This window comes from Streptomyces sp. NBC_00457, assembly GCF_036014015.1.
Classification (GTDB): domain Bacteria; phylum Actinomycetota; class Actinomycetes; order Streptomycetales; family Streptomycetaceae; genus Streptomyces.
Genome location: NZ_CP107905.1, coordinates 4057048 through 4069804 on the forward strand (window position 1 = coordinate 4057048; position 12757 = coordinate 4069804).

At 68.0% G+C, this 12757-nt stretch carries 11 protein-coding genes; 4 read left to right on the forward strand and 7 right to left on the reverse strand.

From position 1 onward, the window contains the following. The first annotated feature begins 5 nt into the window (after window positions 1-5). Genes OG828_RS18225 through OG828_RS18240 form a run of 4 tightly spaced genes read left to right on the forward strand, consistent with a single transcriptional unit; the run spans window position 6 to window position 3878 of the window. Window positions 6-1034 carry an ABC transporter permease gene (locus tag OG828_RS18225; RefSeq protein WP_328438697.1) on the forward strand — a complete coding sequence of 343 codons (1029 nt, stop codon included), beginning with the start codon at window positions 6-8 and terminating at the stop codon, window positions 1032-1034. Then, the gene (locus tag OG828_RS18230) at window positions 1031-1924 is read left to right on the forward strand and encodes an ABC transporter permease (protein ID WP_328438698.1); all 894 of its coding nucleotides are present in this window, start codon (window positions 1031-1033) and stop codon (window positions 1922-1924) included. Before OG828_RS18225 ends, OG828_RS18230 begins: the two co-directional genes overlap by 4 nt. After that, window positions 1921-2886: an ABC transporter ATP-binding protein gene (locus tag OG828_RS18235; protein WP_328501716.1), complete on the forward strand. Its 966-nt coding sequence runs from the start codon at window positions 1921-1923 to the stop codon at window positions 2884-2886. Before OG828_RS18230 ends, OG828_RS18235 begins: the two co-directional genes overlap by 4 nt. After that, window positions 2850-3878, forward strand: coding sequence for an oligopeptide/dipeptide ABC transporter ATP-binding protein (locus OG828_RS18240; protein ID WP_443062413.1), 1029 nt, complete (start codon window positions 2850-2852; stop codon window positions 3876-3878). Before OG828_RS18235 ends, OG828_RS18240 begins: the two co-directional genes overlap by 37 nt. Here the strand turns inward: OG828_RS18240 and OG828_RS18245 are convergent. The 7 genes from OG828_RS18245 to typA form a co-directional block, all read right to left on the reverse strand. Continuing rightward, a complete protein-coding gene (locus OG828_RS18245) occupies window positions 3871-4254 on the reverse strand; it encodes a VOC family protein (protein WP_328501718.1) in 384 nt (127 codons plus the stop codon). The genes OG828_RS18240 and OG828_RS18245 overlap by 8 nt on opposite strands. Before the next feature lie 70 nt (window positions 4255-4324). Further along, window positions 4325-5473, reverse strand: a complete 1149-nt coding sequence (locus OG828_RS18250; protein WP_328357533.1) for an ABC transporter ATP-binding protein — start codon at window positions 5471-5473, stop codon at window positions 4325-4327. Next, window positions 5466-6515, reverse strand: coding sequence for an ABC transporter ATP-binding protein (locus OG828_RS18255; protein WP_210577176.1), 1050 nt, complete (start codon window positions 6513-6515; stop codon window positions 5466-5468). The genes OG828_RS18250 and OG828_RS18255 overlap by 8 nt, the downstream gene beginning before the upstream one ends. An 11-nt stretch (window positions 6516-6526) precedes the next feature. Further along, a complete protein-coding gene (locus tag OG828_RS18260) occupies window positions 6527-7477 on the reverse strand; it encodes an ABC transporter permease (RefSeq protein ID WP_328501719.1) in 951 nt (316 codons plus the stop codon). Then, window positions 7470-8402, reverse strand: coding sequence for an ABC transporter permease (locus OG828_RS18265; RefSeq protein WP_328438703.1), 933 nt, complete (start codon window positions 8400-8402; stop codon window positions 7470-7472). The genes OG828_RS18260 and OG828_RS18265 overlap by 8 nt, the downstream gene beginning before the upstream one ends. Before the next feature lie 138 nt (window positions 8403-8540). After that, entirely contained in the window at window positions 8541-10166 is a 1626-nt protein-coding gene (locus OG828_RS18270; protein ID WP_328501720.1) for a peptide ABC transporter substrate-binding protein, read from the reverse strand. 618 nt (window positions 10167-10784) lie between these two features. Then, entirely contained in the window at window positions 10785-12692 is a 1908-nt protein-coding gene (gene typA / locus OG828_RS18275) for a translational GTPase TypA (protein ID WP_328357548.1), read from the reverse strand. Window positions 12693-12757: the final 65 nt, after the last annotated feature.

The window sequence follows — 12757 nt, forward strand, 5'->3', positions numbered from 1 at the left end:
CGTCCATGGCCACTGACACGGCCGCCGCGGCGGCGCCGAAGAAGACCGAACGCCCGGGCACGGGGTATCTCCGCTACGGGGCGGGCAAGGTCGGCGGCGCCGTCGTCTCGCTCTTCGCCGTCCTGGTCACCAGCTTCTTCCTGTTCCGGCTGATCCCCGGTGACCCGGTGAAGTACATGACCGGCGGCCGTCAGGTGTCGAACGAGCAACTGGCCGCGTACCGCCGCGAGTTCGGCCTCGACCTGCCGATGTGGGAGCAGTTCCTCGACTACTGCGGCAAGGCGCTCACCGGCGACCTGGGCACGTCGTACCAGTTCCGGGCCCCGGTGATCGACAAGATCACCGAGGCGCTGCCGAACACGCTGATCCTCACCGGTACGGCATTCGTCCTCTACACGGTGCTGGGCATCTTCCTCGGCACCCGCTCGGCCTGGCGGCACGGCGGGCTCGGCGACCGTCTGAACACCGGCCTGGCGCTGACCCTGTACTCCATCCCGTCCTTCTGGCTCGGGCTGCTGCTCATCATCGTGTTCGCGGTGGGCATCGGCCCGATCCCGGGCCTGTTCCCGACCGGCGGCATGGAGTCGGGGAGCGAGGAGGGCTTCGCGTACGTCATCGACGTCGCCCACCATCTCGTACTGCCGGTGATCACCCTGGTCGCGGTCGAGTACGGCCAGACGCTGCTCGTCACCCGCTCGGCGCTGCTGGACGAGATGGGCAGCGACTATCTGACGACCGCGCGTGCCAAGGGCCTGAGGGACGACCTGGTCCGGCGGCGGCATGCCGTGCCCAACGCGATGCTGCCGACGGTGACGCTGATCTTCGTGAACCTGGGCCGGACGGTCGCGGGCGTGATCCTGGTGGAGACCGTGTTCTCGTGGCCGGGCCTGGGCGGGCTCTTCTACCAGGCGCTGAGCGTGCCCGATCTCCCCCTGGTCCAGGGCCTGTTCTTCGTCTTCGCGGCGGCGGTGATCGTGATGAACACGCTGGCCGACCTGATCTATCCGCTGCTCGACCCGAGGGTGGGCCGATGACGACGGCTGCGACGCTTGCCTGGCAGCGGCGCCGGGACTCCGCCGCCCGCTTCTGGAAGCAGTACCGCACGCACCGCGCGGGCCTGGTGGGCATGGCCGCCCTCGCCCTCTTCGTGCTGGTCGCGCTGACCGCGCCGCTGACGGTCGGCTCCGACGTCGCGAGCGTGACGGACGCGCCGGGCAACCCGATGGAGAGCCCGAGCGCCGAATTCCCGCTGGGCACCGACCGGTTCGGGCGCGATCTGCTGGGCCTGCTGGTGTGGGGCTCGCGCGTCTCACTGCTGGTGGGCCTGCTGGCGGCGGTGCTGTCGGTGCTGATCGGCGGGCTGGTCGGCATCACGGCCGGGCACTTCCGCGGACCGTACGCCACCGTGGTCATGCGGATCACGGACTGGTTCCTGGTGATGCCGACCCTGGTCCTGGCGATCGCGCTGGCCACGGTGATGTCCCGGTCGCTGGGTACGGTCGTGCTGGCGATCGGCGTGACGATCTGGCCGACGACGGCGAGGCTGGTGCGGGCGCAGACCCTGGCCGTCGAATCACGGCCGTACATCGAACGCGCGAAGGCGCTCGGCGGCGGGCACTGGCACATCATGTCGAGGCACGTCCTGCCGAACGTGATGCCACTGATCCTGGCCCAGACGACCTTGATGATCTCCACCTCCATCCTCGCCGAGGCCACACTCGCCTTCCTGGGCCTGGGCGATCCGACGGTTGTGTCCTGGGGCGGCATGCTCCAGGAGGCGCGTGAGGCCGGCGCGGTCAGCTCCGGCGACTGGTGGTACCTGGTGCCGCCGGGCATCGCGATCGCGGTGGTCGCGCTGGCGTTCACGCTGTGCGGGCGCGCGGTGGAGACCGTGCTCAACCCGAGGCTGGGGGTGTCCCGTTGACGCTGCTGGAGGTCCGGAACCTGGAGGTGACCTACCCCGGCGGGGCGGCCGCGGTGCGGGGCGTCGACCTGACGGTGGCCGCCGGGCAGAAGCTCGGCATCGCGGGCGAGTCCGGGTGCGGGAAGTCGACGCTGGCGCTGGCGCTGCTGAGGCTGCTGCCGGCCGGGACCAGGATCGGCGGATCGGTACTGCTGGATGGTGAGGACGTGCTCACCATGAAGTGGGGGCGCGTGCGGGCCGTGCGCTGGGCGGGCGCCTCGATCGTCTTCCAGGGGGCGATGCACTCCCTCAACGCCGTCCACCGCATCGGCGACCAGATCGCCGAGCCGATCCTGCTGCACGGCGGCGGTACGGCGGCGGCGGCGCGGAAGAGGACGGGTGAGCTGCTGGAGCACGTGGGCCTTCCGGCGGCCCGGGCGAGGGCGTACCCGCACGAGCTCTCGGGTGGCCAACGGCAGCGCGTGATGATCGCCATGGCCCTGGCCTGCGACCCCCTGCTGGTCGTCGCCGACGAGCCGACCACCGCCCTCGACGTGATGATCCAGGCGCAGATCCTGCGGCTCATCGAGGGCCTCGTCGCCGAACAGGACCTCGGCCTCATCATGATCAGCCACGACCTGGCCGTCCTCGCCGACACCTGCGACCGGCTCGCCGTGATGTACGCGGGCCGCGTCGTCGAGGAGGGGCCGGCCCAGGAGGTCTACGAGAACGCGCGCCACCCGTACGCCGAGGCCCTGTCCTCCGCGTTCCCACGCATCGGCGACCCGTCGTCCCGGTTCGCGCCACGCGGCCTCGCGGGCGACCCACCGGATCCTTCGGACCTCCCTTCCGGGTGCGCGTTCCATCCCCGGTGCGGGGTGGCACTGGCGGAGTGCGCGTCGGAGGACCAGGTGCTGCGGGAAGCGGGGCAGGGTCGGAGGGCGGCGTGTGTGCATGTGACGGACGTGAGGAGCCGCACGTGAAGACGAGTACATCCCCGCCCCTGCTCACCGCCGAGGGCCTGCACGTCACCTTCCCCGGCCGCCACGGTGCCGCTTCCGCCCGGGCCGTGGACGGGGTCGACCTCGACATCCGGGCCGGGGAGATCGTGGCGCTGGTCGGCGAGTCGGGGTGCGGCAAGACGACGCTGGCGCGGGCGCTGCTCGGGCTGGTGACTCCGACGGCGGGGCGCGTCGGTTTCGCCGGGGAGCCGCTGTCGTACACCTCCCGGGCGCTCAAGTCCTACCGCCGGCGTGTGCAGTTGGTGCTCCAGGACCCGTCCGGCTCGCTGAACCCACGGCACACCGTGTACGACGCGGTGGCGGAGGGCCTGCGGATCCACGGCTACGACGGTGACGAGCGGGAGGCGGTGGCGCAGGCCCTCTCCCGCGCCGGACTGCGCCCACCCGAGCGCTTCTTCCTGCGCTACCCGCACGAATTGTCCGGCGGCCAGCGGCAGCGCGTGGTGATCGCGGGAGCGCTGGTCCTCGACCCCGAGCTGATCATCGCGGACGAACCGGTGGCCTCCCTCGACGCCTCCGTACGCGGCGAGATCCTCGCCCTGCTCCTACGGCTCCGCGACGAACTGGGCCTGGCGGCCCTGGTGGTGACCCACGACCTCGGCCTGGCGTGGAACATCGCCGACCGGGTCGCGGTGATGTACCTGGGCCGGATCGTCGAGACAGGCGCCGTCGAGGACGTCCTGACGGCACCTCAACACCCGTACACGCAAGCCCTGTTGTCGGTGGTCCCCGAGTCCCCCGGCACCCCGGTGGTCCTCACCGGCGAACCCCCCGACCCCTCCCGCATCCCCTCCGGCTGCCGCTTCCACGCCCGCTGCCAGATCCTGGCCGGCGGCGAGGCAGCGGCAGCGGGCGTCGCGGACGCCTGCCGAACACGGGACCTGGAGATCCTCGACGGGGGTGGCGGGGCGCAGGTGGCGTGCCATTGGGCGCGGGCGCGGGTCGCTACGTGATGGCCACCAACTCGACCTCGAACCCGTCCGTGTTGGCGAGGTAGGCCGCGTAGTGCTCCGGACCGCCCGCATGCGGGTAGCGGTCCGCGAAGAGCGGCGTCCAGCCGTGGGCGGGGGCTTCGGCCGCGAGCGCGTCGACCTGATCCCGGCTTCCGGCGTGGAACGCGAGGTGGTTGAGCCCCGGACGCATCCGGTCGTGCGCACCGTCGGTCATGGCCGACGACTGCTCGACGACGAGATACGTCGCCCCGTGCCGCCAGCTGCGGCCGTGCTCCCATTCCTGGTACGGGTCGTAGCCGAGCCTGCCGAGCAGCCAGCCCCACTCGCGTACCGCGCGCGGCAACTCGGGTACCCACAGCTCGATGTGATGGAGCATCCGCCTCTCCCGTGAAAATGCCGGTTCCCGGCACCTGGTGTGAGGTGCCGGGAACCGGTGTGGAGGTTCGTCACGCCGCGTGGACGACGTCCTTCTCCTCAGCGAAGTGGCAGGCCGACTCGTGGGCGGCCGGGGTGTCCTCGGTGCGGAACCGCTCGGGGACGGCGAGGAGGGGGACCTCCTCGGCGCACTTGTCCTGCGCCTTCCAGCAGCGGGTGCGGAAGCGGCAGCCGGAGGGCGGGTTGGCCGGGGACGGGACGTCGCCGGTCAGGATGATCCGCTCGCGGTGGTCGCGGGCGTCCGGGTCCGGGACGGGGACCGCGGAGAGCAGCGCCTGGGTGTAGGGGTGCGTCGGGTGGTCGTAGATCTGCTCGTCCGTGCCGATCTCGGCCATCTTCCCGAGGTACATCACCCCGACCCGGTCCGAGATGTGCCGGACGATCGACAGGTCGTGCGCGATGAAGATGTAGGAGAGGTTGAACTCGTCCTGCAGTCCCTCCATCAGGTTGATGACCTGCGCCTGGACGGACACGTCGAGGGCCGACACCGGCTCGTCGCAGATGATGATCTCCGGGTTGAGCGCCAACCCCCTCGCGATGCCGATGCGCTGACGCTGGCCGCCCGAGAACTGGTGCGGGTAGCGGTTGATGTACTCCGGGTTCAGGCCTACGACGTCCAAGAGGTCCTGGACGCGCTTGCGCCGGTCGCCCTTCGGGGCCACCTCGGGGTGGATGTCGAAGGGCTCCCCGATGATGTCGCCGACCGTCATACGCGGGTTGAGCGAGGTGTACGGGTCCTGGAACACCATCTGGATGTTCCGGCGGACCGCCTTCAGCGCGCGGCCGGACAGCCTGGTGATGTCCTGGCCCTTGTAGAAGATCTCGCCGGCGGTCGCCTTCTCCAGATTCATCAGGAGCTTGGCGACCGTGGACTTGCCGCAGCCGGACTCGCCCACGATGCCCAGGGTCTCGCCCTGGTACAGGTCGAAGGAGATGCCGTCGACGGCCTTGACGGCGCCGATCTGCCGCTTGAACAGGATGCCCTGGGTGAGCGGGAAGTGCTTCACCAGGTTGCGCACCTGGAGGATCGGCTCACCGCGTTCGACCGGAGCCTCGATGGCCGCGACGGCCTCCGACTCGGTGTCGGCGGCCACGGTCTCCACCTCGGAGACGTTCGGCGTGGCGTCCTGCGGCTCGTCTTTCTTGCCGATCTCAGCCATGGATCGTCTCCTTCCAGAAGTGGCAGGCCGAACCGCGGCCGACCAGTTCGGTGCCGTCCTGCTCGGTGACCGGCTTGAGGTCCGGGATCTCCGTACGGCACAGGTCCGTCGCCTTGGGGCAGCGCGGGTTGAAGGCGCAACCGGACGGAATGCGCAGCAGGTTGGGCGGCAGACCCTTGATCGCGTAGAGCTCCTGGCCCTTCTGGTCCAGGCGCGGGATCGAGTCCAGCAGACCCCGTGTGTACGGGTGCGCGGGGCGCTTGTACAGCTCGTGCACCGGGGCACGCTCCACGATCCGGCCCGCGTACATCACGGCGATCTTGTCCGCGACGTCGGCGACCACACCGAGGTCGTGGGTGATCAGGATCAGGCCCATGTTGTACTCGCGCTGCAACTCCGCGAGCAGATCCATGACCTGGGCCTGAACGGTCACGTCGAGGGCCGTGGTCGGCTCGTCGGCGATGATCAGGTCCGGCTCCAGGGCAAGCGCCATGGCGATCATGATGCGCTGGCGCATACCGCCGGAGAACTGGTGCGGGTAGTCGCCCACCCGCGCCGCGGCGGCCGGGATCTTCACCCGGTCCATCAGCTCGATCGCCTTGGCCTTGGCGTCCTTCTTGGACAGGCCCTGGTGGACGCGGAACATCTCACCGAGCTGGTAGCCGACGCTGAGCACCGGGTTCAGCGAGCTGAGCGCGTCCTGGAAGATCATGGCGATCTTCTGTCCGCGGATCTTGCGGCGCTCCTCGCCCGACATGGTCAGCATGTCCTGGCCGCGGAAGAGGATCTCGCCCTTCGGGATCCGCGCCGGAGGCATGTCGAGGATGCCCATGATGGCCTGCGCGGTCACGGACTTGCCGGAGCCGGACTCGCCGAGCACGGCGAGGGTCTCGCCCGCGCTGACGCTGTAGTTGACGCCGTTGACGGCCTTGGCCAGGCCCTCGCGGGTGTGGAACTCGACGTGCAGGTCACGCACTTCGAGCAACGGGGAGCCGTCGCCGTCGCGGGGCGAGGGCACGGATGTTTCTTCGATGACGGTCACGTACGCCTCCCTCAGCGCATCTTCGGGTCGAGGGCGTTGCGTACGGCCTCACCGAGCATGATGAACGCCAGCACCGTGATGCTGAGCATGATCGACGGGTAAATCATGATCCACTGGGCCACGCGGATCTGGTTGCCGCCGTCGGAAATGTCGTTGCCCCACGAGACGCCGCTGAGCCCCAGTCCCAGGAAGGACAGCGTCGCCTCGGCCGTGATGTAGACGCCGAGCGAGATGGTGGCGACGACGATCACCGGGGCGAGGGTGTTCGGCAGGATGTGCCGGAACATGATCCGCGGAGTGCTCGCGCCGAGGGCCTTGGCCGCCTGCACGTAGTCGGACTGCTTGGTGGTGATCACCGCACCGCGCATCACCCGGGAGATCTGCGTCCAGCCGAAGAAGCCCAGTGCGCCGATGACGATCCAGGTCGTGCGCTCCGCGAAGGAGTTGAGGAAGACCATGGTGCCGAGCAGGAACGGAATACCGAAGAACACATCCGTCAGCCGCGACAGGATCGAGTCGACGACGCCGCCGAAGTAACCGGCGATCATGCCGACCGTCCCGCCCACCAGCGTGACGACCAGGGTGGTGCCGAAACCGACAGCTATGGAGGCCCGGGTGCCGTAGATGACACGGGCGAACACGCTGCGGCCCTGCTGGTCGTAGCCGAGCCAGTCGGCCGAACCGACCTCACCCAGCTTGGGCTTCTGCAGGTAGTGCTTGGACAGGTCGCCGAGGTACGGCTGTGCGCTGGTGAACCATCCCGGGAAGAAGGTGATCAGCAGCAGGATGAAGATCAGCACGCTGGAGATGATGAAAATCCAGCTGCGGCGCAGGTCGGCCCAGGCGTCGCCCCACAGGCTGCGGGTCTTCTCCGGTTTGGACTGTGGCGTCAGATCCGGATACGTGGGGTCCGCCGGATTCACCGCACCGTCCTTGACGTCGGTCTTGGTCACATCAGGCATAGCGAATCCTCGGGTCAAGGACCGCGTAGAGCAGGTCGACGAGCAGGTTGGCGAGGAGGTAGATGAGCACCAGGACCGTCACCAGGCCGACCAGGGTGGTTCCCTCGCGGCGCACGATCGACTGATAGATCGTGAGACCGACACCCTGGATGTTGAACAGGCCCTCGGTGACGACCGCGCCGCCCATCAGCGCACCGATGTCGGTACCCAGATAGGTGATCACGGGGATCATCGAGTTGCGCATGAGGTGGACGCCCACCACACGGCTCTTGGGCAGACCCTTGGCGATCGCCGTACGGACGTAGTCGGCACGCCGGTTCTCGGCGATCGAGGTCCGGGTCAGCCGCGTCACATACGCCAGTGAGGCGGTCGCCAGCACAATCGCCGGCATCAGCAACTGACCGTAGTCCGACGAGTCGTTGACGTTCGGTTCCAGCCACCCCAGCTGCTCGGCGAAGACCAGCTTGCAGATGAAACCGAGCACGAAGACCGGGATCGAGATGAACAGCAGGGCGACCGCGAGGACCGCGTTGTCGGTGAAGCGCCCGGCGCGCAGACCCGCGGCCACGCCCAGGGCGATACCCAGGACGACCTCGATGGCGAAGGCCAGCGAGGCGAGGCGGAAGGTCACCGGGAAGGCATCGCCCAGTACGTCCGTGACGGGCCGTCCGCTGGCGATCTGGGTGCCGAAGTCGCCATGCAGGATCATGTCCTTCATGTAATTCCAGTACTGCACCAGGATCGGCTGGTCCAGGCCGTACTCATGTCTCAGCGCCGCGATGACCTGCGGGCTGCCGGCCTTGTCGCCGAAGAGCCCGCGCACGGGGTCACCGGGCAGGGCGTAGACCATGAGGAAGATCAGCAGAGTTGTCCCGATGAACACCGGGATCATCTGGAGCAGTCGTCGTGCGACGTAGCGCCCCATCGTGCCTCCATGTCAGTCACGGCGGCAGCCGACGGGCCCTTTCCCCGCGCATCACCTGAAGATGCGGTGGAAAGGGCCCCCCGGCCGCTGCCGTTCCCCGGGCGGGTCAGGCCGCGCCCGGGACAACGGTCGTTGCGGTTACTTCTTGACCTGAACGCCGGTCAGGATCGGGTCTCCGTCCTGGGCGTACTTGACGCCGGTGACCTTCTCCGAGAAGCCCGCGTTGACCTTGTAGTACCAGAGCGGAATGCTCGGCATGTACTCGGGGAGCTTCTTCTCGAGCTCCTGGTACAGCTTCTCCGACTCGTCCTGCGTCTTGGCGGCGTCGGCTTCCTTGATCAGCTTGTCGACCTCCGGGTTGGAGAAGCCGCTCTGGTTGCCGGACGAGTTGGTGCCGAACAGGTCGCGCAGGAAGTTCGCGTTGAACGGGTAGTCGAGCACCCAGCCGGAGCGGTACATCGACTTGACCTCCTGCGCGTCACGCGCGTCGAGGTCGGCCTGGAAGTCCGCCTTGGAGTCGCCGGTGCAGGCGACGCCGGTGGCCTTGGTGATGGAGCCGCAGACGGCCTCCACCCACTCCTTGTGACCGCCGTCCGCGTTGAACTGGATGGAGATCTTGTTGCCCGGAACGCCGCCGCCCTCCTTGATGAGCGCCTTGGCCTTGGCCGGGTCGTAGGTGAAGATGTCCGTGCCCAGGTCCGGCTGGTAGCCGAGGACGCCCTTGGCGACCCAGCCGGTGGCGGGCTCGCGGGTGCCCTGGAGCACGGTGGTGGTGATCGTCTTGCGGTCGATCGCCATCGACAGGCCCTGGATGACCTTCGGGTCGATGCCCTTCCACTGCTTGGTGTAGAAGGCCGGGGCGATCGTCTGGACCGCGGAGTAGGCCTGGTCGACGGCGCGGTCTCCGAGGTCCTGCTTGTACACGGGCAGGTCGCGCGGGGCGAGCTGGCGCAGGACGTCGACGTTGCCGGACTTCAGGTCCTCGTAGGCCGTCTCCAGGTTGGTGTAGTTCTTGAAGATCACACCACCGTTCTTGGCCTTGTTCGGACCCTGGTAGTCGTCGTTGCGGGCGACCTCGATCTGCTTCTTGTGGTCCCAGCTGACGAACTTGTAGGGGCCGTTGCCGACCGGCTTCTCACCGGCGGCCTTCGGGTCCTTGAAGAAGGACTCGGGCAGCGGCGAGAAGACCTCGTAGCCCAGCTTGTAGACGAAGTAGGGCAGCGGGGTGGAGAGGGTGATGGTGAAGGTGTTGTCGTCGACGACCTTCAGGCCCTTCATCTCCGTGGCCTTCGCCTTGCCCTTCTCGGGCGCGACATCGGCGTAGCCGTCGATGTCGGAGAACCAGAAGCTGTTGGTCTGCTTGTTCGCCGGGGCGGCGGCCCAGTTCCACGCCTTGACGTAGGACTCGGCGGTCACCGGGGTGCCGTCGTGGAACTTCCAGCCGGGCTTCAGCTTGACCGTGAACGTCTTGTTGTCGGTGGTGTCGACCGACTGGGCGTTCATCATCTCGATCTTGCCGGTGGAGTCGTAGTCCACGAGACCCGTGAACAGCGCCTTGGTGACGATGCTGCCGTTGGACTCCATGGTGTTGGCCGGCTGCAGCGGGTTCTGCGGCTCGCCGACCTCGATCGAGAACTTGCCGTTCGGATCGATCGCGGCGTTGCTGTCATCGCCGCTGTCGCTGTCACTGCCACCACAGGCGGTCGCGGCCAGCGCCACAACCGCGGCTATCGCGACCCACTTGGCGCTCTTGGCACCACGCATGGGTTCCTCCTCATGAGTCCATTGGTTCACCGCAAGGGGGAGCACACGACACGCCACCGTCACCGGTGCCGGAAATAGTCAGGTGCCCCCAGGCTCGTGAGTCGGCGCCGCCTGCAGCGCGTGACCCGTCAATCCGAGCTCTACGCGCCTAACTATCTGCCATGGGCTGATGGACGAACCACACCCTCAAGGTCTCGGTTCGATCACACCTCGTGCGTACATCTTCCAAAATCCGGACAAAGGGTTTGCCGAAAGATCCCTGCGAAACGGACTTGTTACACATCTATCGGTCGCAGGCGTCCGTATACCGGACGATCCGGAGGAGAAAACCAGTTGCGACTACGGTGATCCATGCGCGGGGTGCCATCGGCATGCCCGCGAGGCCGGACGCGCGGCCCTTGACGAGACGTCAGGACGAGAGAGAAGGCGCGTCGGCAGCAGGGTAATCCGTTTCACGCGGCCTGTGAGCTTCCTGAGTGAAGACGCAGGGTTTTCCCTATGTCTTTTCTCTACGCCTGTCTTCTCTTTACGCCTGTCTTCTCTCTACGTCCGCTCGAACGCCACCGCGCCGGGCTCCTCTTGGCGGAGGGGCCCGGCGCGGTCGTACGACGCGGAGGGTCAGCCGTGCTTGGCGCGGCTCGCGGCGCGGGCGCGCTCGCGGGCGTCCAGGTTCACCTTGCGGATGCGCACGGCCTCCGGGGTGACCTCGACGCACTCGTCGTCGCGGCAGAACTCCAGGGACTGCTCCAGGGAGAGCTTGCGGGGTGGCACGATCGCCTCGAACGAGTCGGCCGAGGACGACCGCATGTTCGTGAGCTTCTTCTCCTTGGTGATGTTCACGTCCATGTCGTCGGAGCGCGAGTTCTCGCCGACGATCATGCCCTCGTACACCTCGGTACCCGGGTCGGTGAACAGCACGCCGCGCTCCTGGAGGTTCGTCATCGCGAAGGCGGTGACGGAACCGGCGCGGTCGGCGACCAGCGAGCCGTTGTTACGGGTCTGCAGGGTGCCGAACCAGGGCTCGAAGCCCTCGTGGATGGAGTGGCCGATGCCGGTGCCGCGGGTCTGGGTCAGGAACTCGGTCCGGAACCCGATGAGACCGCGGGAGGGGACCACGAACTCCATGCGGACCCAACCCGAGCCGTGGTTGGACATGTTGTCCATCCGGCCCTTGCGGACGCCCATGAGCTGCGTGACCGCGCCCATGTGCTCCTCGGGGACGTCGATGGTCATGCGCTCGACCGGCTCGTACGTCTTGCCGTCGACGTCCTTGGTGACGACCTGCGGCTTGCCGATGGTCAGCTCGAAGCCCTCGCGGCGCATCTGCTCGACCAGGATGGCGAGCGCGAGCTCACCACGGCCCTGGACCTCCCAGGCGTCGGGACGCTCGGTGTCGAGGACGCGGAGCGAGACGTTACCGATCAGCTCGCGGTCGAGGCGGTCCTTGACCTGGCGGGCGGTGACCTTGCGGTCCTTGACGGCCGCCTTGTTGTCGGCGCCCTTGCCGGTGCCGCCGCGGCCGACCAGCGGCGAGGTGTTGGTGCCGATGGTCATGGAGATCGCGGGCTCGTCGACCGTGATCAGCGGGAGCGGGATCGGGTTCTCGGGGTCGGCGAGGGTCTCGCCGATCATGATCTCCGGGATACCGGCGACGGCGCAGATGTCACCGGGACCGGCCTTCTCGGCCGGCTTCCGCGTCAGCGCCTCGGTCATCATCAGCTCGGTGATGCGGACGTTGCTGATGTTCCCGTCACGCTTGATCCACGCGACCGTCTGGCCCTTCCGCAGCTCGCCCTGCTCGACACGGAGCAGCGCGATACGGCCGAGGAAGTTGTCGGCGTCGAGGTTGGTGACGTGGGCCTGGAGCGGGGCGGCCTCGTCGTAGGTCGGCGCCGGGATGTGGTCCAGGATCGTCGAGAAGAACGGCTCCAGGCTGGTGGAGTCGGCCGGGACCGTGCCGTTGTCCGGCTTGGTCAGCGAGGCGATGCCGTCACGGCCGCAGGCGTAGACGATCGGGAACTCGATCTGCTCCTCGTCCGCGTCCAAGTCGAGGAAGAGGTCGTACGTCTCGTTGACGACCTCGTCGATACGGGCGTCCGGCCGGTCCGTCTTGTTGATGCAGAGGATGACGGGGAGGCGGGCCTGCAGGGCCTTGCGCAGCACGAAACGGGTCTGCGGGAGGGGCCCCTCGGAGGCGTCGACGAGAAGAACGACCCCGTCCACCATCGACAGACCGCGCTCGACCTCGCCGCCGAAGTCGGCGTGGCCGGGGGTGTCGATGATGTTGATGGTGATGACGTCGCCGCCGGCCTTCGGGTGGTACTTCACGGCCGTGTTCTTGGCCAGGATCGTGATGCCCTTCTCACGCTCCAGGTCGTTCGAGTCCATCATGCGGTCGTCGAGGGACTCGGCGGCGTGCGCGGCGAAGGAGCCGGCCTGCTTGAGCATGGCGTCGACGATGGTCGTCTTGCCGTGGTCGACGTGGGCGACGATGGCTACGTTACGGATGTCGTGGCGCGTGGCCATGATGTGGCGTACTCCCGGAGTGGTGAGGACGGCCTACGCGTACGTCTGTGTCACGCGGGCCCTGC

Excerpts from the sequence above, each read along its gene's own strand:
- OG828_RS18270 (WP_328501720.1), bottom strand. The coding sequence starts at position 10,166 with ATGCGTGGTGCCAAGAGCGCCAAGTGGGTCGCGATAGCCGCGGTTGTG.
- typA (WP_328357548.1), bottom strand. The coding sequence starts at position 12,692 with ATGGCCACGCGCCACGACATCCGTAACGTAGCCATCGTCGCCCACGTC.
- OG828_RS18225 (WP_328438697.1), top strand. The coding sequence starts at position 6 with ATGGCCACTGACACGGCCGCCGCGGCGGCGCCGAAGAAGACCGAACGC.
- OG828_RS18250 (WP_328357533.1), bottom strand. The coding sequence starts at position 5,473 with ATGGCTGAGATCGGCAAGAAAGACGAGCCGCAGGACGCCACGCCGAAC.
- OG828_RS18260 (WP_328501719.1), bottom strand. The coding sequence starts at position 7,477 with ATGCCTGATGTGACCAAGACCGACGTCAAGGACGGTGCGGTGAATCCG.
- OG828_RS18265 (WP_328438703.1), bottom strand. The coding sequence starts at position 8,402 with ATGGGGCGCTACGTCGCACGACGACTGCTCCAGATGATCCCGGTGTTC.
- OG828_RS18230 (WP_328438698.1), top strand. The coding sequence starts at position 1,031 with ATGACGACGGCTGCGACGCTTGCCTGGCAGCGGCGCCGGGACTCCGCC.
- OG828_RS18245 (WP_328501718.1), bottom strand. The coding sequence starts at position 4,254 with ATGCTCCATCACATCGAGCTGTGGGTACCCGAGTTGCCGCGCGCGGTA.